We start from the raw sequence: 18,990 nt of genomic DNA on the forward strand, positions 1-18,990 counted from the left end.
GAGATCGACATGTCCAAGCTGCTCGTCAAACCGAAGGCCAAATCGGGCCTCATGCAAAACGTGACACCGGAGAGCGCCGGCTGGACCTATGTCGGCTTCGCGCTGGAACGGCTGAAAGCGGGCGAGACGACCGAGGGCGAGACCGGCGACAAGGAAATCTGCCTGGTGCTCGTGTCCGGCAAGGCGAAGGTCGCCGTCGACGGCGAAAGCTTCGGCGAGCTCGGCGAGCGCATGACGCCGTTCGAGGGCCAGCCCTATGCCGTCTACGTGCCGAAAGGCAGCCGCTGGCAGGCAACGGCCACCTCCGACCTCGACCTTGCCATCTGCTCGGCCCCGGGCGGCGACGGCTTCAAGGCGAAGGTCATCGCCCCAGGCACCCATCCGCAGATGACCCGCGGCAAGGGCACCAACACCCGCTACGTCACCAACATCATGCCGGAAGACGACGCCTCGGCGCAGTCGCTGCTCGTGGTCGAAGTGATCACCCCCGGTGGCCACACCTCCTCCTATCCGCCGCACAAGCACGACCAGGACGACCTGCCGGCCGAGAGCTATCTGGAAGAGACCTACTACCACCGCATCAACCCGCCGCAGGGTTTTGCGATGCAGCGCGTCTATACCGACGACCGCTCGCTCGACGAAACAATGGCTGTCGAGGACGGCGACGTGACGCTGGTGCCGAAGGGCTATCATCCGGTCGCCGCCGTGCATGGCTACGACGTCTACTATCTCAACGTCATGGCCGGGCCGAAGCGGATCTGGAAGTTCCACAACGCCCGCGAACACGAGTGGCTGTTCACTGGCGTGTAAGCGGCGTCGAACCAAACGGCATTGCACCATCGCGCTTCCTCCCTACGCCACAAAGGCGGAACGAAGCGTCGCAACAGTCGCGCCCCAACACTCGCTAAGGCTTAGGGGCGGATGAGAACGGCATACACTTTTTGCGGCTCCGCCCTAGCTTTCCCGCTTTCAGGGAGGGCTTCATGCACATCGACGGGCAATGCCATTGCGGCTTCGTGACCTACGAGGCGGAGATCGATCCGGCCGATGTCGGCATCTGCCATTGCACCGATTGCCAGCAACTCACGGGATCGGCCTACCGCGTCACCGCCGGCACAGAGCGGGAGAACTTCCGGCTGACCGGCGGCGAGCCGAAGCTCTATGTGAAGATCGGCGCAAACGGCCGGCAGCGGCTGCAGTTCTTCTGCCCCAACTGCGGCTCTCCGGTCTATACGACCGGCACGGACGAGGACGCACTGGAGGTCGGCATCCGGGTGGGAACGATCAACCAGCGCCGGCAGCTCAGGCCGCGTTCGCAGATCTGGTGCACCTCCGCGCTGCCCTGGATCGGCGACGTCAGGAAGCTGCCGGGGCGTGATCGCGACGAGCCGCCTCACACCTAGTCGTCTCGAACGAAACCATCATGCCGCAACGAGCAGGCGTTCCTTGAGCGGTGCCCAGGCCTCGCCGATCACCACCGATGCGGGCGTTGCCGTCATCTGCGACGGGCGCGCATCCGGGTTCGCCGCCAGATAGGTCTTCACCAGGTGATAGCCGATCGTGTAGCCGGCCCAGCGCGGTAGCGAGCGATCGGTTCCGAAAAACCAGCCCGCGTGATCATAAGTCTCGGCCCAAAGCTCTCGCTCGGCGCGCTCCAACAAGCCTTCCCAGTCTGCAGCTTTGAGCGCATGATTCCACGCGTGGCCGTCGCCGCCGTTGATCTCGGCATCGAAGGCATCGGCCAGCCCCTCGCTGACCAAAGCTTCGCCGAGCTTGGAACCATAACCGCAAGCGCCGTGGCGGAAGGAATGATGCAGCTCGTGCGTCAGCAATTTGCGCACTTCTCCCGCAGCAAGGCTCGCCTCGAAATTCTCGTTGCCGGGATCGACCGTGAAGAAGACCAGCGCCCGGCGATAGCAGGCGCCCGCAACACCGAGTTCGGGAATCGTCTCGCCCGCACGATGCTCGACGAGGACATCGATGGGTGCGGCGCTGTCTGAGGCAGAAACCTCCGCGCCGATCCGCTCGGCGGTCTCGCGCACGGACTCCAGTATCCGTTCGCGCCACGGCGCCAGAGATCCGTCCGCTTCGAGGAAGTGAACACGCAGATCCAGCATTTCGATCATCTCCCTTTCGCGCCGCTTGGGATCGCAACGTAAGGATGCGGCCGGTGATTGCAACGTCGAAAAGATGAAAGTTTCCGTTAGCCGCGGATGTGAGCCCGAGGACGCGTCATTGCGATGGCCGGAGGCGGCCCTGCGGTGTACAAGACGAGACTGGAGACCGGAGCAGGCGCGCGAGATGGCGAAGGGCAAGATCAGGATGCTGCGTAGCGCGGCCGCGGGCATAGACGCGGTCGAGGCCGAAACGCGCCAGTCCTTCGCCCGTCACACCCACGACCAGTTCGGCATCGGTCTCATCTATGAGGGCGCGCAGAAGTCGCTCAGTGGCCGTGGCATGGTCGAAGCCGGCGCCGGCGACATGATCACCGTCAACCCTGGCGAAGTGCATGACGGCATGCCGATCGGCGATGCCGGCCGCGCCTGGCGCATGCTCTATTTCGATCCATCCGTCATCGCCGCTGCCGCCGAGGATATCAGCCAGGGCCGCGCGGATTCCGGCGAGTTCACTGCCCCCGCCTTTCACGACCGGGAGGTGGCAGATCAATTTCGGGCGCTGTTTGCGGCCATCACCGACCCAACGGCCAGGGCCGACGCCATCCGGCATGAAGAACAGCTCCTCATGCTGCTGGCAGGCGTTCTTGCCACCGGCAAGCGACACCAGGGTGAGAAGCCGGCAACAGTCACGGCGGCAAAGACGATGATCGACGACGACCCGACGGCCGCGATCACGCTTGCCGATCTCGCCGCTGAAGCCGGGCTCAGCCGGTTTCAGCTGGTGCGCAATTTCGCAAGCGCGGTCGGCCTGACGCCACATGCCTATATCGTCCAGCGCCGGATCGATCTCGCTCGCCGCCTGATCGGTGGAGGCATGCCGCTGGCAGAGGCTGCGTTTACGGCCGGCTTTGCCGACCAGAGCCACATGACCCGCGTCTTCGTCAGCAAGTATGGCCTCTCGCCCGGCATTTATGCCGAGGCCAAAAAGTAGCACCCGCAATTCCGTTCAAGACCAGAGCCCTCCCCCGGGCGCATTGCTGCACCGGCCGCGCAGCGACAAGCGTGGCGTAGCAACGGAGAACGGGCGTGTCGGGAAAATTTCAAGGCTATCTCTATCTGTCGCTGGCGATGATCCTCGTCGGCAGCACGGTCATCGCCAGCAAGATCATCGCAGCGGGCCTGCCACCGTTCACGGCCACCGCGCTGCGCTTTGCCGTCGCCTTCCCGCTCTTCCTGCTGTTGATGTGGCTCACTAGGACGTCATGGCCGAAACTGAAAGGCCGCGACTGGCTTCTCCTCATTGCCCAGGCGGGCGCCGGCAGCGTCGGCTATACGACGCTCTTGATCGCCGGCCTGAGCCTGACGTCGGCAACCGATGCGGGCGTGGTGATCGGCACCCTGCCGGTGGTCTCCGCCGCCATCGCCATCCTTCTTCTCGGCGAGCGCCCGGACCGCAAAGTACTCGCGGCGATCGCGCTTGCCGCAGCCGGCGTGCTCACCATCGTCTTCAAGCCCGGTGAAGGCGGGACCCATTCGCCGCTCGGCATCGCCCTCATCTTCGGCGCCGTCATCTGCGAGGGCCTTTTCATCCTTCTCAACAAGCGCGTGAAGACGGAGATCTCGCCGCTCGCGCTTTCGACGCTGATGGCCGGCCTCGGCTTCGTGGTCGCCGTCATCCCGGCACTCTTCGAGACGCATGCAACGTCCGCGATCGACAGGGACGCAATCGTTGCGGTTCTCTACTACGCCCTCATCCCGACCGTTGCCGGGTTCTTGCTCTGGTATGCGGGGGCGGCCAAAGTGAGCGGCACCGAGGCTTCCGTCTTCACCGCGCTGGCGCCCGTTTCAGCTGTCGCCTTCGCCTTTCTCTTGCTCGGCGAGCCGGTCGGCGTCCCACAATTGCTTGGGATCGGCTGTGTGCTCGCCGCCGTCCTCGGCCTGACCCTGCCCCAGATCCTCGCTGGCCGAAGGACAGCTCGCGCCCTTCCGACCGCAAAGGCCTGAACCAGAATGAACGCACCCAATTCGAGGACTTCCATGCACTTCCAGCACGCAGACGACATCTGGCGCGATTTCCCGGAGCTGAGCGCCGGCGCGCTTTTCATCGATGGCATCAGTGGCGGCGTCTCGGTCGAGGACCATGTTCGCCAGTTCCAGGCGATCGCAAACGATCGTCTCGGTTCAGGTTCGGAAAGCGACCTGCCCGAGATCCAGGCCTGGCGCCGGACCTTTGCCAAGATGGGATTGAAGCCGACGCAGTATCGCTCGGCGTCCGAAGCCTTGCTCCGCCGCTTCCGCAAGGAAGGCGACCTGCCTTCGATCCACCCGCTGATCGATCTCTGCAACGCCGCGTCGCTCGCCTTCGCCATACCGATCGCGGTCTTCGATCTAGCGCAGGTTGCCGGCCATCTGCATGTCTGCCGGGCATCCGGCAACGAGCATTATCTGACGTTCTCAGGAGAAACGGAAAATCCGGATCCAGCCGAAGTGGTCTTCACTGATGCCGAGGGGCGGGCGCATGCCCGACGCTGGACCAACCGGCAGAGCGGCCTTTCGGCGATACGACCTGAGACCACGCGAGCGCTGATCGTGGCGGAGGCGCTGCAAGAGACGGCACGTGAGGACATCGACCGCCTGCTCACAGTACTTTCGCCGGCCATCGAACAGAGCTGGGGCGCTCGTCCAAGCGTGGCCATGCTCGATCGTTGGTCGCCGCGTTTCGATTTTTCGGTTTAGGGATTTCGTTCGGACACGGCGCCTGAGCGCCGAGAGACCGGCCGATGCCTTGGCATCGGCCGGACGCAAACAATCAGGCCGCCTTGGCGACGTGATATTCCTTGATCGCGACCATCTTGATCGCCGGGTAACGCTCGGCCTCGTAGCGCAGCGAGAAGCTGTCCTGCGCCAAAAACACAGGGTCGCCGTCGAGATCGCGGGCGATGTCGCCGCGGCGGGCCGTGACAAACTTGTCGAGTTCGGCAGGCTGGTCGGACGAGATCCAGCGGCAGACCGAGAAGCGCGACATTTCGAAGGAGACCGGCAGGCCGTATTCGGCGCTGAGGCGCTCCTTCAACACGTCGAGCTGCAGCGCACCGACGACACCGACGATCGCCGGAGAACCGTCTTCCGGCGAGAAGAGCTGCACGACGCCCTCTTCCGCCATCTGCTGCAGCGCTTCCTTCAGCTTCTTGGCCTTCATCGCATCTTCCAAGCGCACGCGGCGCAGGATTTCCGGCGAGAAGTTCGGCACGCCCTGGAACACCAGCGGTTCGCCTTCGGTCAGCGTGTCGCCGATACGAAGCGTGCCATGGTTCGGGATACCAACGACGTCGCCGGCGTAAGCTGTGTCGGCGAGCTGGCGCTGCGAGGCGAAGAAGAACTGCGGGGCGCTGAGGCCGAGCTGCTTGCCGGTGCGCGACAGCCGCGCCTTCATGCCGCGCTCCAGCTTGCCGGAGCAGACGCGGGCAAAGGCGATGCGGTCGCGATGGTTCGGGTCCATGTTGGCCTGGATCTTGAAGACGAAGGCCGTCATCTTGTCGTCGGTGGCATGCACCGTGCGGACATCCGCCACCTGGTCGCGCGGCGGCGGCGCGATGTGGCCGAGCGCGTTGATGAGATCGCGCACACCGAAGTTGCGCAGCGCCGAGCCGAAGAAGACCGGGGTCAGGTGACCTTCGAGGAAGGCCTTCTTGTCGAAGGGCTTGCACGCCTCGATCGCCAGCATCAGCTCTTCGGTGAAGGCATCGCGCTCGTTTTCCGGCAGGCGATGGGAGGCCATTTCCGGACCGTTGACCTTGGTCGGGATTTCCTGCGTGTCGGACCCGCGCACGGTGTTGTCGGCGAGATTGTAGGAGCCGCAGAAGGTCTTGGAGCGCCCGATCGGCCAGGTCACCGGCGCGCAGTCGAGCGCCAGCTTTTCCTCGACCTCGTCCAGGATCTCGAAGGGATCGCGGCTCTCGCGGTCCATCTTGTTGACGAAGGTGATGATCGGGATGTCGCGCATGCGGCAGACTTCGAAGAGCTTCAGCGTACGCGGCTCGATACCCTTGGCGGCGTCGATGACCATGACGGCCGCATCCACCGCCGTCAGCGTGCGGTAGGTGTCGTCGGCGAAGTCTTCGTGACCGGGCGTATCGAGAATGTTGAAGACGTTGCCGCCATACTCGAAGGTCATCACCGAGGTGACGACCGAGATGCCGCGCTCGCGCTCGATCTTCATCCAGTCCGAACGGGTCTGGATGCGGTCCTTCTTGGCCTTGACCTCACCGGCGAGCTGGATGGCACCGCCGAACAGCAGCAACTTTTCCGTGAGCGTGGTCTTACCGGCGTCCGGGTGGGCGATAATCGCAAATGTGCGGCGGCGGGAGACCGCCTCGGCGAGAGTTTCAGCCATATCGTAAAATCCTGTGAGTTGCCGCGTCCTTTACAGGCTCGGCCCCGATTATGCAATTGACCGAGGCGCCCGTGGCCCGGCTTATGCGGGCATGAGCACGCACACGCCCCTATCCCGCCCGACCCTCAACCTCGTTCGCCTGCCGCACGGCGAAGGCCTGGAGCTTCCGGCCTACGAGACCGCAGGCGCTGCCGGCATGGATTTGCGCGCAGGCGTTGCCGCCGATCGGCCCCTGATGCTGAACCCCGGCAAGCGCGCCCTCGTTCCGACCGGCTTCATCTTCGAAGTGCCCGCCGGCTACGAGGCGCAGATCCGCCCGCGCTCTGGCCTTGCCTTCAAGCACGGCATCACCTGCCTCAACACGCCCGGCACGATCGACAGCGACTATCGCGGCGAAGTGAAGGTGCTGCTGGTCAATCTCGGTGACGAGGAATTCATCATCGAGCGCGGCATGCGCATCGCCCAGATGGTGATCGCACCGGTCACGCAGGTCACGGTTCGCGAGGCCGACGGGGCAAGCGAGACGGCACGCGGCGCCGGCGGCTTCGGCTCGACCGGCGTTTAAGACAGATTTCCCATTAAAGGAGCGGCGGCAGGCGGCGCTTGACCGGCGTCGACTTGACGATCGAGGTGTTGGTCTGCGCCTTCTCGGCGATCCGGTCGAGGATCGTGTCGAGCTGCGCCATGTCACGCACGTAGAGCTTGGCGATGAAGCAATCGTCGCCGGTGACCTTGTCGCATTCGACGAATTCCGGCGTTTCCTGGATCAGCCGCTCGACGATGTGCAGCATGCCCGGCATCGGCCGCACGCGGATGACCGCCTGCAGCGGGTAGCCGACCTTGGCGGGGTTGAGGGCGATGGTGAAACCGTCGAGGACGCCGCGCTCTTCCAGCTTGCGCAGCCGGTCGGCCGCGCTCGGCGATGAGAGCCCCGCCTCTTGCGCCAACTCCTTCAGCGACACCCGGGCATTGGCTGCCAGTATGTCGAGGATACGTCGGTCCATCTCGTCCAGCATTACGACACCATAAGTCACAACAACAATCAGAACTTCGATAATTAGGCAATATAGCGCAATTGCCTTCGTTCATCCATGGGAAAGGCCATGAGTACCGGCTATTCTCCGATCACCAATAGGAGAGCAGCGACCATGAATACCGAACTCAAACGCGGCAGTATCGAGATGACGGCAGCAATGCTGATCTCCGGTACCATCGGCTGGTTCGTGCTGATGTCGGGGCAGCCGGTGACGAGCGTGGTGTTCTGGCGCTGCGTCTTCGGGGCCGTGACACTCGTTGCCATCGCCTGGGCGCTCGGACTTCTCGACCGTCGTCACTTCAGCCGGCGGATGCTGCTGCTGTCGGTCGTCGGCGGTATCGCCATCGTCGTCAACTGGCTGCTGCTGTTCGCCGCCTATTCCCACGCATCGATCTCGATCGCGACCATGGTCTACAACACCCAGCCCTTCATGCTCTTGGGGCTCGGCGCCGTGTTCCTCGGCGAGAAGATCACTGTCACAAAGATCTTCTGGCTCCTGGTGTCGTTCGCCGGCATGCTCGCGATCATTTCGGCCAAGCCCGGCCAGGGCTTCGCGCCCGAAGATTATCTGATCGGCGTTGCCCTTTCGATCGGCGCTGCCTTCTTCTACGCGATCGCAGCAATTGCGACCAAGCTGCTCAAGGGCACGCCGCCGCATCTGATCGCGCTGATCCAGGTAATCACCGGCACCGTGATGCTGGCGCCGATGGCGCTTGCCGCACCCGCCCCGTCAGGCGCAACGCAATGGTCGATCGTCCTGACCCTCGGCATCATCCACACCGGGCTGATGTATGTGCTGCTCTACGGCGCGATCCAGCGGCTGCCGACACATGTGACCGGCGCGCTTTCCTTCATCTATCCGATCGCCGCGATCGTCGTCGACCGCTTCGCCTTCGGGCACCAGCTGCAGCCGATCCAGATCGCTGGCTCGGTCGCGATCCTTGTTGCCGCCGCCGGCATGACTCTTGGCTGGAAACTTCGCCTTCCCTCTTCTATCAAGCGGGAACGCGAAGGGAGAACCGCATGATCACCTGCTACCTGAAATACGTTATCGACCCTTACAAGGCGGCCGAGTTCGAGCACTACGCCAAGCTCTGGATCCCGCTCGTCAATCGGCTGGGCGGCACGCATCACGGCTACTTCCTGCCGCACGAGGGGGCGAACAATATTGCGTTGGCGCTCTTCAGCTTTCCGAGCCTGGCCGCCTACGAGGCCTACCGCAAGGAAATGGCCGCGGATCCCGAATGCCAGGACGCCTTCGCCTATGCCGAGAAGACGCGCTGCATCCTCAGCTACGAACGCAGCTTCATGCGGCCGGTTTTCGAGTAAGCCCGCTCCGGGATTGAAGAACGCATCGGCAAGCGCGCGTTAGCGCCGCGCTTCCGAGGCCATGCTCAGCGCGAAGCCGAACAGCGCCGTGCCCATCGCCCAGCGCTGCACCACCATGAACAACGGCCGCCCGGCAAGGAAGGCGGCGATACCGCTGGCGGCGAGCGCGATCATGGCGTTGACGGTCACGCTGGTCGCGATCTGGATCGAGCCGAAGACCAGCGATTGCCCGAGCACGTTGCCGAGCTCCGGCCGGATGAACTGCGGCAGCAGCGAGAGATAGAGCACCGCCACCTTGGGATTGAGCAGGCTCGTCAGGAAACCCATGACGAACAGCTTCTTCGGTCCGTCCTTGGGCAGGTTCTTGACCTGAAAGGGCGAGCGTCCGCCGGGCCTAACAGCCTGCCAGGCGAGATAGAAAAGGTAGGCCGCACCGGCGATGCGAAGCGCATCATAGGCGAAGGGCACGGCCAGGAGCAGCGCGGTGATCCCGAGTGCCGCCGAGACCATGTAGACGACGAAGCCGAGCGCCACCCCGCCGAGCGAGATCAAGCCGGCGCCAGGCCCCTGGCTGATCGAGCGCGAGATCAGATAGATCATGTTCGGCCCCGGCGTCAGCACCATGCCAAGGGCCAGGAGGGCAAAGCCGATTATATCCTTCAACTCGGGCATGGAGAGGCGCCTTTCGCTCGTTTTCAGCAAGCTCTACGCATTTCGCTGCAGCGGACAACGGCAGACTTGTCACCCGGTCAATTTCGTCAGCGGACGCCGCCGATCGCAGTTCGGTGATTTCCTTTTTCGGTCGCTTGCGGTAGATATCGGCATCTTCTTCGCAAGGACGTTCCATGACGCTCGCGGCCCTCATCGCCTATAGCGGCGCGCTCTTCATCGCCGCTGCCATCCCCGGCCCCGGCGTGACGGCGCTGGTTGCGCGCGCGCTCGGCTCCGGTTTCCGCGAAACCTTCTTCATGGGCCTCGGCATCGCGCTTGGCGACATGATCTATCTGACGGCCGTTATCCTCGGGCTCGCGCTGATCGCCCAGACCTTCACCACAGCCTTCCTGGTGGTGAAGTTTGCCGGAGTTCTCTATCTCGCTTACATCGCCTGGAAGCTCTGGAGCGCGGGGCTGCTGCCCGAGGACATCAAGGCAAAGCCGTCGACGAGTGCGGCCATGTCCTTCCTGTCCGGCCTGCTGATCACGCTCGGCAATCCGAAGACAATGCTGTTTTACGTGGCGCTCGTGCCGACGCTGATCGACATCAGGGCGATCGGCCCCGGCGATTACGGCCTGCTGCTGACCGCCACCTTCCTGGTGCTCCTAAGCGTGCTCGTGCCCTATATGCTGCTCGCCTCGCGTGCGCGTCAGTTGCTCAAGCAACCGAAGGCCCTGAAAGCTCTGAACCGGGTTGCCGCCAGCGTGCTTGCCGGGACGGCGGCTTATATCGCCGTTCGCGCCAACTGAAAAAACTTTTCCCGAACAACGACTTCGCCGGTGGTTTTTCCTTCGGCGGATCGCCGCGCGGTGTTTGTCGTTCTGGAATTGCGCGCCCATTGTTCCTATTCTCGTAGCACGACACTTCACGCCCAAGGGAGAAACCCATGTCCGACACACGCAAGCCCGGCCGCGGCCGCGTCTACTCCTCGATCACGGAAACGATCGGCGACACGCCCATCGTGCGGCTGGACAAGCTTGCCAAGGAAAAGGGCGTCAAGGCGAACCTGCTGGCCAAGCTCGAATTCTTCAACCCGATCGCCTCGGTCAAGGACCGTATCGGCGTGGCGATGATCGAGAGCCTGGAAGCGCAGGGCAAGATTACGCCCGGCCGCACGACGCTGGTGGAGCCGACCTCCGGCAACACCGGCATCGCGCTCGCCTTCGTCGCGGCCGCCAAAGGCTACAAGCTGATCCTGACGATGCCGGAGACCATGTCGGTCGAGCGGCGCAAGATGCTGGCGCTGCTCGGCGCCGAGCTGGTGCTGACCGAAGGCGCCAAGGGCATGAAGGGCGCGATCGCCAAGGCGCAGGAACTGGTCGAGACGCTGCCGGACGCCATCATTCCGCAGCAGTTCGAAAACCCGGCCAATCCGGAAATCCACCGCAAGACGACGGCCGAGGAAATCTGGAACGACACGGACGGCGCGGTCGACATCTTCGTCTCCGGCATCGGCACCGGTGGCACGATTACCGGCGCCGGCCAGGTGCTGAAGGCGCGCAAGCCCTCGATCAAGGTGATCGCCGTCGAGCCGGAAGAATCCCCGGTCCTGTCGGGTGGCGCCCCCGGCCCGCACAAGATCCAGGGCATCGGCGCAGGCTTTGCCCCGGCGATCCTCGACACCACGGTCTATGACGAGATCGTCACCGTCAACAGCGCGGAAGCGATCGAATTGGCACGCCTGGTCGCCAAGCTCGAAGGCGTGCCGGTCGGCATTTCCGCGGGCGCCGCACTCACCGCCGCGATCGAGATCGGCCAGCGCGAGGAAAACGCCGGCAAGACCATCGTCGTCATCATCCCGTCCTTTGCCGAACGCTACCTTTCGACGGTGCTGTTCGAGGGCCTGGGCGGCTGATCGGGCTGGCATCACTTACAATTGGAAAGGGCGCCACGGGCGCCCTTTTTGTTCGTCGTTGATGCGTGGTTCCGCTTCAGCCAGCCTGCTCCGTGAAGCCTGCAAGATTGGCAAGCGTCGAGCGCAGGCCGGCGTCGTGATCTTCCTTCGAAATGCCCTCCGGCACGTTTTCGCAGGTGACGCTGACGCGGGTGCCATCTGCAACCGGCTCCAGCGCCCAGGTGATCCGCATCGTCCCGGCAAAAGCCGGATCGTCGGATTGAAACTCCGTCTCCTGCACCACGCACCGATCCGGCTCCAACACGACGAAGCGACCGGAAACGATGTCGGCATCCTCCGAACTCTTACCCTGCGTCCTGTCGTCCGGCGCCTCGTAGATCAACTCCATGTGGAACGCGCCGCCGACGTGCGGCTCAAAGGCATGCACCTGCCCCTTCATGCCCTCGGTCGGCAACCAGACCGCCACGGCAACGGGATCAATGATCGCGGCATAGACCGCCGACGGCGACGCCTGGATCAGACATTCGGCGCGATCGGTTCTTCTGCCCGTTGGAGTATCCGTCATCCAGTTCACTCCTCGCCGGCCAAGCTGCTTCAAGAAAGCTTGGACGATCCGCTTCCAGCATCATGCGTGCCCGAGACGGCGAGAGCTGGGCATCCACAGTCTTGTCTGCCCTCGTCAGGCAGCCGCCTGCAGCCGCTCGCCGGCAATGCGATAGGAAATCGCCTCGGCGAGATGAATGCGGCCGACGGTTACTGCGCCATCGAGATCGGCGAGCGTGCGGGCGACCTTCAGCACACGGTGGTAGCCACGGGCGGAGAACTTCATCTTTTCGGCAGCGTCCCTGAGAAGCTGCAGCCCGGCCGCATCGGGTGCCGCAATCTTCTCGATCAGCGAGGTCGATGCGCGCGCATTGCTGGTCAGCTCCGCATGGCCGAGGGCGGCAAAGCGGTCGATCTGCATGGCGCGGGCGCGGGCGACGCGACGGGCGACGACCTCGCTGCTTTCGGCGGCCGCCGGCTTCAGGAGATCAGCGGCGCTGACGGCCGGCACGTCGATGCGGATATCGATGCGGTCCATCAGCGGGCCGGAGATGCGCGCCTGGTAGTCGGACATACAGCGCGGGCCGCGGGCGCAGCTACGGCCCGGCTCGCCGGCCATGCCGCAGCGGCAGGGGTTCATGGCGGCGACAAGCTGGATCGCGGCGGGATAGCTCACCCGGTGATTGGCGCGGGCGATGATGCATTCGGCCGTTTCGAGCGGCTGGCGCAGCGCATCGAGTACCTGCGGCGTGAATTCCGGAAACTCGTCGAGAAACAGCACGCCGTTATGGGCGAGCGACGCCTCGCCGGGCTTGGCGCGAAGGCCGCCACCAACCATCGCGGCCATGGTGGCGGAATGGTGCGGCGTGCGGAACGGCCGTCGGTCCGAAAGCTTGCCGCCCGGCAACTGCCCGGCGATCGAGTGGATCATCGACACTTCGAGCAATTCGGCCGGATTGAGCGGCGGCAGGATCGACGGCAGGCGGGCAGCAAGCATCGACTTGCCCGATCCGGGCGGGCCGACCATCAAGAGATTGTGGTTGCCGGCAGCAGCCACCTCGAGCGCCCGCTTGGCGCTCTCCTGTCCCTTGATGTCGGCGAGATCGGGCAGATTAGATGCGCCCGAGCGGATGGCGGCTTCAGGCCGAGAAAGCACCTGCGTGCCGCGGAAATGATTGGCGATCGCGATCAAGCTGCGCGGCGCAAGGATATCGATCTCGGCGCCGGCCCAGGCCGCCTCTGGTCCGCTTTCGGCCGGGCAGATCAGCCCCTTACCGAGCGCGTTGGCGCCGATCGCGGCGGGAAGCGCCCCGGCAACGGCGGCAATGGTGCCATCGAGATTGAGTTCGCCGATGACCACATAAGGCGCCAGCGCGTCGCCGGGGATGGCGCCGAGGGCTGCCATCAGCCCGAGTGCGATGGCGAGGTCGAAATGGCTGCCTTCCTTCGGCAGATCGGCGGGCGCGAGATTGACGGTGACCCGCTTGGCCGGCAGGGCGAGACCAGACGCATGCAACGCGGCCTGTACCCGCTCGCGGCTTTCGGCGACTGCCTTGTCCGGCAGGCCGACGATCTGCATGCCGACCTTGCCGGGCGCAACCATCACCTGCACGTCAACAGGCAACCCCTCGATACCCTGAAATGCCACCGTGCTGACGCGCGCGACCATGCTTGCCCCCTCGCCCAGGCAGCCCGGCTATCGGGCGCCGCAACCGCCCAGGGTTGCAGGCAGAAGCCTTGCACGGATCACGCACAAAAACAAGAACAATAACAGAACATCTGAAAGAGGTGGACGCACCGGCAAGGGCGTTCCAGCAAACGGCCGCGGGCGGAAGCCCGCGGCAGCGCCATCGACCCGAGATGGATCGTCGGCCGAGGTATTGATCAGGCGCGCTTGCGTTCGATCGCGTCCCAGAGAAGACTGGCGACATCGGCGCCGCCGAACTTCTTGACTTCGCGGATGCCGGTCGGCGAGGTCACGTTGATCTCGGTCATGTAGTCGCCGATAACGTCGATGCCGACGAAGAGGAAACCGCGCTCCTTGAGTGCCGGCGCGATGCGCGCGCAGATTTCCTTCTCGCGCGCCGTCAGTTCGGTTGGCTCCGGGCGGCCGCCGGCATGCATGTTGGAGCGGGCGTCATGGTCCGCCGGAACGCGGTTGATGGCGCCCACCGGCTCTCCATCGACGAGCAGGATGCGCTTGTCGCCCTTGCGCACGGCCGGCAGGTATTCCTGGGCGATGAAGGGCTCGCGGAACATCTGCCCGAACATTTCCAGGAGAGACGACATGTTGCGGTCGTCGCGGGTCGAGTGGAAGACCCCGGCGCCGCCGTTGCCGTAGAGTGGCTTCAGGATTATATCGCCCATTTCCTGGCGGAAGCTGGCGATTTCGGCGGGATCGCGGGTGATCAGCGTCTTCGGCATCAGGTCGGCGAATTCGGTGACGAAGATCTTCTCCGGCGAATTGCGCACCCAGGCGGGGTCGTTGACAACGAGCGTCTTCGGATGCAGGCGTTCCAGAAGATGCGTCGAGGTGATGTAGGCCATGTCGAAGGGCGGGTCCTGGCGGAGCAAGATGACGTCCATGGTCGAGAGATCGACGCGCTCGGCTTCGCCAAGCGTGAAGTGGTCACCCTTGACGTCGCGCAGCGTCATCGGCTGCACGCTCGCATAGACCTTGCCGTCGCGCAGCGACAGCTTTTCGGGCGTGTAGTGGAAAAGGCGATAGCCGCGCGACTGTGCCTCGAGGCTCATGGCGAAGGTGGAATCCCCCGCAATGTTGATGCCCGACACATGGTCCATCTGGACCCCGACATTGACGATTTTCGCCATCTACCCATCCCTCATGGATCACGGACAGCCGTGATCGATTTCAAACTACCGGAACGGAAGAGGACGGGAAAACCGCTGCCCCCTGCCGCACTGGTAAAGCCCTCGACATGTAGAATGCGGGCGGGCCTTAGGCAAGGAGAGCCGGGCCTATTCGAAGCCTTCGACGACGCAGGTGATGAGATCGTGGTCCGAAAGCGGCCGGCCGGTTTCGTCGAGCGACGGGATGATGCGGGTCTCGCCAATTTTCAGACCGCGCGACAGGAACCAGTCGAGCTTCATCGCCCGTTCCGGCCAGCGGGTGATGAGGCTCGGCCGTGTGGTCATGATGTCGAGCGAGCCGCCGTGGCGGGTAAAGCCGCGTGCGGCACTGATGGCAAAGAGGCCTTCGGCCTCGAAGTCGCCGCCGGCATGGTTGCCGGTGTTGAGGTCCCCGCCGATCAGCAGCGGCAGGCCCGGGAAAGTCTCGTCGAGGGCATCGATCAATTCCTTGACCTGGCGCTCGCGATAGACGGCGGTCGTTGCGCTTTCGAGATGGGTGGAGACGGCGACGAAGGGACCGGCCTCGGTCTCAATGACGGCGCCGATCGCCATACGTTCGCCAAGGCGCGGCTGCTCGCCATCGGTGAACCACAGGCGTTCACCCCAGAGGCGCAGCATGAAGGGTCGACTGAGCGGTACGGATGCCATCAACGCATTGCCATGGAAACCCTTGGCGTTGAAATCGTCCTCGCAGAATTCGCGCTCGGTGTCGGAGCCGAGGCCAAGCTCGATGAACTCGATGCCATAGGCGTATTGCATGCCGAGCATATCGGCGACTTCGGCGGTCGGATGACGCTGGCCGGTGCGGGCCATGCCGTTGTCCATTTCCGAAAGCAGGACGACCGGCGCGCCCGTTTCGGCCAGATGTGCAGCACTTTCCGGCGCAAACAGGCAGCGTTCCAGGTTCCAGGCAGAGACGGTGAACGGAAAGGCGAGCGACGTCTCGGAGGACGGCGCACCACCGACCTCGACGCTGTTCATCTCCGGCCGGGCAGCCATGGCGGCGTCATGGGCGGCGATGGTGCGAACGATCTCGGCAAAGCTGGCGCGGGTTTCAAGCGAGGGAACGGCAAGTTGCTCGACGGTTTCGAAAATCACGATGCGGTCTCCAGGCGAAGGGTCTGCGCCGGGGCTTCATTGGCAAACGACGTGCCGCGCTCCAGCCGCTTTCCGGTCTCGGGCGAGAAGAAGTGCAGGCGGTCGACCGCGATGGTCACCGCGAGATCGCCCGACAGCGGCGTTTCCGGAGACAGCGCGATGGTCAGCGCCTGGCCCTCGATGGTGCCATGCACGAGCCGCTGCGCGCCCAGTTCCTCGACATAGTCGACCTGAAACAGCATGGCGTCCTCGCCGACGCCCGCAAGCCGGAGATCCTCGGCGCGCAAGCCGACGGTGACGGCACCCTCCACCGGCGCGCGGCCGGCGAGGTCTATCCTGTAGAGACCGATCTGCAAGCTGCCGCCATCGATGTGCCCCTTGATCAGGTTCATAGCCGGCGAGCCAATGAAACTCGCGACGAAGGTCGAGGCCGGGCGGTGATAGACGTCGAGCGGCCGGCCGATCTGTTCGATGCGGCCGCCGTTCAGAACCACCAGCCGGTCGGCAAGCGTCATAGCTTCGAGCTGGTCATGGGTGACGTAGAGCGAGGTCGTGCCGAGGCGTTTCTGCAAGCGCTTGATCTCGCCGCGCATAGACACGCGCAGCTTGGCATCGAGGTTGGAGAGCGGCTCGTCGAAGAGGAAGGCCGCCGGTTTGCGCACGATGGCGCGGCCCATGGCGACGCGCTGGCGCTGGCCGCCCGAGAGCGCGCGGGGCTTGCGGGAGAGATAGGGCTCGATTTCCAGCATGCGCGCGGCTTCGGCGACGCGGGCGTCGATCTCCGCCTTCGGCGTCTTGCGGTTCTTCAGGCCGTAGGCGAGGTTTTCGTAGACGGTCATGTGCGGATAGAGCGCGTAGTTCTGGAAGACCATGGCGATGTCGCGCTCGGCCGGATCGACGTCGTTGATGACGCGCGAGCCGATCGTCACCGTGCCCTTGGATATCGTTTCAAGGCCGGCAACCATGCGCAAGAGCGTGGACTTGCCGCAGCCGGACGGGCCGACCAGCACGATGAATTCGCCGTCCTCGATGTCGATCGAGACGGATTTCACCGCCTCGACATTGCCGTGATAGATCTTCGAGACCTCGGCGATAGTAATGGCCGCCATGGCTGCCTCCGTAAAATTGGTGTCGTTTCAGGAGCGGGCGGGACCTTTGTCCCGCCGCCGCTCCGCTATTTGTCGCTTTCGGTCAGGCCCTTGATGAACCAGCGCTGGAAGATCACGACGATCATGACAGGCGGCAGCATGGCGAGGATCGCCAACGCGAAGGCCTCGTTGTAGTCGGGGATGTTCGAGCCGACCCAGACGAGCAGGATCTGCTTGATGCCGCGCACCAGCGTGAAGAAGCCTTCGTCCGTGGTCATCAACGTCGGCCAAAGATACTGGTTCCAGCCGTAGACGAACATGATGATAAAGATCGCCGCCATCATCGTGCGCGACAGCGGCACCAGGACGTCGATGAAGAACTTGAACGGCCCCGCGCCGTCGATACGGGCCGCCTCCAGCAACTCGTCCGGCACCGACTTGAAGAACTGCCGGAAATAGAAGGTGCCGGTGGCGGATGCGAGCAGCGGCACGATCAGGCCGGTATAGGTGTTCGTCAGCTTCAGCGTGTTCATCACTTCGTAGGACGGAAGGATGCGCACTTCGAGCGGCAAAAGCAGCGTGGTGAAGATCACCCAGAAGAAGAAGGTCGCGAGCGGAAAGCGGAAATAGACCAGCGCATAGGCGGCCAGCATGGACAGCACGATCTTGCCGACGGCAAAGCCGAGGCCCAGGATCATCGAGTTCAGCATCATGTTGAAGCCGGTGATCTTGCCGGTGAAGCCGCCCTCGCGCGTCAGCACCGTCGTGTAGGTCTCGACGAAATGGCCGCCCCAGGTGAGGCTGAGGCCATTGCGGTGAATATCGGCCGCCTCGTGGGTCGAGGTCATGAAGGCGACGACAACCGGCGCCACCATGATGAAGACGCCGAAGAGGAGGATGACGTGGTCGAAAATCTTGGTGCGATACATCGGCCCCGCCTCAATTGTAGTGCACGCGCCGCTCGATGAAGCGGAACTGGAATATGGTGAGAACGAAGACGATCAGCATCAGGATCACCGACTGGGCCGAGGAGCCGCCGAGATCGTTGCCGCGGAACCCGTCCATGTAGACCTTGTAGACAAGGGTGATCGGGTTGTTGGCGGCCTTGTCCTTCACCATCACGTCGATGACGCCGAAGGTATCGAACAGCGCATAGGTGACGTTGATGATCAGAAGGAAGAAGGCGGTCGGCGCCAGAAGCGGCAGGATCACCGTCCAGAAGCGGCGGAAGCCCGAGCGGCAATCGATCGCCGCCGCCTCACGAACCGCCACCGGAATGCCCTGCAGGCCCGAAAGAAAGAAGATGAAGTTGTAGGGGATCTGTTTCCAGACCGAGACGACCACCATGGAAAAGGCGGTGTCGAAGTAGTTGAGGCCCACCTTGATGTCCCAGCCGAACCATCGCGCAAGCTCGACGATCGGGCCGATATGCTGGTCGAAGAACATCATGCCGATGAGGCCGGCGACCGGCGGGGCGATGGCATAGACCCAGATGAGCAGCGTCTTGTAGGCGGCGTTGCCGCGAATGACGCCATCCGCCTTGACGGCGAGCAACAGGCCGATCGACAGCGCAAAGAACGTCACGAGCGCGGTGAAGACGGCAGTAAAGCGGGCAATTCCGAGATATTCGCCCGACTTCAGCACGTCCGTGTAGTTGGTCATGCCGACGAAGGTCGAACCGAAGCCGAAGGGATCTTCGAGATAGAAGGACGACTGGATCGCCTGAACCGAGGGCCAGTAGAAGAAGATGAAGATGATCGCGAGCTGCGGCGCGAGGAAGAGGTAAGGCAGGAACCGCGAGGAGAACTGCACGCGCTTTGCAGCACTTTCCCCTCCGCTATTCGACTGGCCACCGAAAAACCGGAAGGCGCCGAAGCGACGCCCCCCGGTCTTTGTTCCGGTCCCTCCCCGCGACGCGGGGAGGAGATCTGTCACGGTCGACATGG

The 18,990-nt window shown here is 63.9% G+C and carries 21 protein-coding genes; 10 read left to right on the plus strand and 11 right to left on the minus strand.

From position 1 onward, the window contains the following. Positions 1 to 9: 9 nt before the first annotated feature. Both iolB and ACIQUG_RS19110 read left to right on the plus strand, forming a co-directional pair. Positions 10 to 810, plus strand: a complete 801-nt coding sequence (gene iolB, locus ACIQUG_RS19105) for a 5-deoxy-glucuronate isomerase (RefSeq protein WP_402323524.1) — start codon at positions 10 to 12, stop codon at positions 808 to 810. A gap of 173 nt (positions 811 to 983) precedes the next feature. After that, complete coding sequence (locus ACIQUG_RS19110; protein WP_402323525.1) at positions 984 to 1,403, plus strand: GFA family protein; 420 nt, start codon at positions 984 to 986, stop codon at positions 1,401 to 1,403. An 18-nt stretch (positions 1,404 to 1,421) separates the two neighbouring features. On the opposite strand, the gene ACIQUG_RS19115 is transcribed toward ACIQUG_RS19110, so the two are convergent. After that, positions 1,422 to 2,348, minus strand: a complete 927-nt coding sequence (locus ACIQUG_RS19115; protein WP_402323526.1) for a DUF2268 domain-containing putative Zn-dependent protease — start codon at positions 2,346 to 2,348, stop codon at positions 1,422 to 1,424. Here ACIQUG_RS19115 and ACIQUG_RS19120 point away from each other — a divergent pair. The 3 genes from ACIQUG_RS19120 to ACIQUG_RS19130 all read left to right on the plus strand — a co-directional run bounded on the left by ACIQUG_RS19120 (position 2,302) and on the right by ACIQUG_RS19130 (position 4,853). Next, positions 2,302 to 3,108 (plus strand): AraC family transcriptional regulator, encoded by an 807-nt coding sequence (locus ACIQUG_RS19120; protein WP_402323527.1) that lies wholly within the window; start codon positions 2,302 to 2,304, stop codon positions 3,106 to 3,108. The two genes, ACIQUG_RS19115 and ACIQUG_RS19120, sit on opposite strands and share 47 nt — an antisense overlap. Positions 3,109 to 3,203: 95 nt before the next feature. Then, positions 3,204 to 4,121 (plus strand): DMT family transporter, encoded by a 918-nt coding sequence (locus ACIQUG_RS19125; RefSeq protein WP_402323528.1) that lies wholly within the window; start codon positions 3,204 to 3,206, stop codon positions 4,119 to 4,121. Positions 4,122 to 4,154: 33 nt separating this feature from the next. Then, complete coding sequence (locus ACIQUG_RS19130; protein ID WP_402323529.1) at positions 4,155 to 4,853, plus strand: B3/4 domain-containing protein; 699 nt, start codon at positions 4,155 to 4,157, stop codon at positions 4,851 to 4,853. A gap of 73 nt (positions 4,854 to 4,926) precedes the next feature. Here the strand turns inward: ACIQUG_RS19130 and ACIQUG_RS19135 are convergent, their stop codons facing one another. After that, a complete protein-coding gene (locus ACIQUG_RS19135; protein ID WP_402323530.1) occupies positions 4,927 to 6,510 on the minus strand; it encodes a peptide chain release factor 3 in 1,584 nt (527 codons plus the stop codon). Between the two features lie 91 nt (positions 6,511 to 6,601). On the opposite strand from ACIQUG_RS19135, the gene dut reads away from it, so the two are divergent. Further along, positions 6,602 to 7,075, plus strand: a complete 474-nt coding sequence (dut, locus tag ACIQUG_RS19140) for a dUTP diphosphatase (protein WP_402323531.1) — start codon at positions 6,602 to 6,604, stop codon at positions 7,073 to 7,075. Between the two features lie 13 nt (positions 7,076 to 7,088). Here the strand turns inward: dut and ACIQUG_RS19145 are convergent, their stop codons facing one another. Then, on the minus strand, positions 7,089 to 7,526 hold the full coding sequence (locus ACIQUG_RS19145) for an Lrp/AsnC family transcriptional regulator (RefSeq protein ID WP_402323532.1): 438 nt from the start codon (positions 7,524 to 7,526) through the stop codon (positions 7,089 to 7,091). Between the two features lie 132 nt (positions 7,527 to 7,658). On the opposite strand from ACIQUG_RS19145, the gene ACIQUG_RS19150 reads away from it, so the two are divergent. Both ACIQUG_RS19150 and ACIQUG_RS19155 read left to right on the plus strand, forming a co-directional pair. Next, positions 7,659 to 8,573 (plus strand): DMT family transporter, encoded by a 915-nt coding sequence (locus ACIQUG_RS19150; RefSeq protein ID WP_402323533.1) that lies wholly within the window; start codon positions 7,659 to 7,661, stop codon positions 8,571 to 8,573. Next, positions 8,570 to 8,875: an NIPSNAP family protein gene (locus ACIQUG_RS19155; protein WP_043615489.1), complete on the plus strand. Its 306-nt coding sequence runs from the start codon at positions 8,570 to 8,572 to the stop codon at positions 8,873 to 8,875. Before ACIQUG_RS19150 ends, ACIQUG_RS19155 begins: the two co-directional genes overlap by 4 nt. A gap of 39 nt (positions 8,876 to 8,914) precedes the next feature. On the opposite strand, the gene ACIQUG_RS19160 is transcribed toward ACIQUG_RS19155, so the two are convergent. Continuing rightward, positions 8,915 to 9,547 (minus strand): LysE family translocator, encoded by a 633-nt coding sequence (locus ACIQUG_RS19160; protein ID WP_402323534.1) that lies wholly within the window; start codon positions 9,545 to 9,547, stop codon positions 8,915 to 8,917. Positions 9,548 to 9,720: 173 nt separating this feature from the next. On the opposite strand from ACIQUG_RS19160, the gene ACIQUG_RS19165 reads away from it, so the two are divergent. Further along, positions 9,721 to 10,338 (plus strand): LysE family translocator, encoded by a 618-nt coding sequence (locus tag ACIQUG_RS19165; protein WP_402323535.1) that lies wholly within the window; start codon positions 9,721 to 9,723, stop codon positions 10,336 to 10,338. 137 nt (positions 10,339 to 10,475) lie between these two features. After that, complete coding sequence (cysK, locus tag ACIQUG_RS19170) at positions 10,476 to 11,444, plus strand: cysteine synthase A (RefSeq protein WP_402323536.1); 969 nt, start codon at positions 10,476 to 10,478, stop codon at positions 11,442 to 11,444. 76 nt (positions 11,445 to 11,520) lie between these two features. On the opposite strand, the gene ACIQUG_RS19175 is transcribed toward cysK, so the two are convergent. The 7 genes from ACIQUG_RS19175 to ACIQUG_RS19205 all read right to left on the minus strand — a co-directional run bounded on the left by ACIQUG_RS19175 (position 11,521) and on the right by ACIQUG_RS19205 (position 18,988). Beyond that, positions 11,521 to 12,009 (minus strand): SRPBCC domain-containing protein, encoded by a 489-nt coding sequence (locus tag ACIQUG_RS19175; protein WP_402323537.1) that lies wholly within the window; start codon positions 12,007 to 12,009, stop codon positions 11,521 to 11,523. A gap of 114 nt (positions 12,010 to 12,123) precedes the next feature. After that, positions 12,124 to 13,656 carry a YifB family Mg chelatase-like AAA ATPase gene (locus ACIQUG_RS19180; protein WP_402323538.1) on the minus strand — a complete coding sequence of 511 codons (1,533 nt, stop codon included), beginning with the start codon at positions 13,654 to 13,656 and terminating at the stop codon, positions 12,124 to 12,126. A 215-nt stretch (positions 13,657 to 13,871) separates the two neighbouring features. Then, complete coding sequence (gene gshB / locus ACIQUG_RS19185) at positions 13,872 to 14,819, minus strand: glutathione synthase (RefSeq protein WP_112770645.1); 948 nt, start codon at positions 14,817 to 14,819, stop codon at positions 13,872 to 13,874. 147 nt (positions 14,820 to 14,966) lie between these two features. Continuing rightward, entirely contained in the window at positions 14,967 to 15,956 is a 990-nt protein-coding gene (locus tag ACIQUG_RS19190) for an endonuclease/exonuclease/phosphatase family protein (protein WP_402323539.1), read from the minus strand. Beyond that, on the minus strand, positions 15,953 to 17,065 hold the full coding sequence (locus ACIQUG_RS19195) for a sn-glycerol-3-phosphate import ATP-binding protein UgpC (protein WP_402323540.1): 1,113 nt from the start codon (positions 17,063 to 17,065) through the stop codon (positions 15,953 to 15,955). Before ACIQUG_RS19195 ends, ACIQUG_RS19190 begins: the two co-directional genes overlap by 4 nt. Positions 17,066 to 17,130: 65 nt before the next feature. Then, on the minus strand, positions 17,131 to 17,973 hold the full coding sequence (gene ugpE, locus ACIQUG_RS19200; RefSeq protein ID WP_402323541.1) for a sn-glycerol-3-phosphate ABC transporter permease UgpE: 843 nt from the start codon (positions 17,971 to 17,973) through the stop codon (positions 17,131 to 17,133). 10 nt (positions 17,974 to 17,983) lie between these two features. Next, entirely contained in the window at positions 17,984 to 18,988 is a 1,005-nt protein-coding gene (locus ACIQUG_RS19205) for an ABC transporter permease subunit (RefSeq protein WP_402323542.1), read from the minus strand. Positions 18,989 to 18,990: the final 2 nt, after the last annotated feature.

Source organism: Ensifer sp. NPDC090286 (genome assembly GCF_044769565.1).
Classification (GTDB): Bacteria; Pseudomonadota; Alphaproteobacteria; order Rhizobiales; family Rhizobiaceae; genus Ensifer.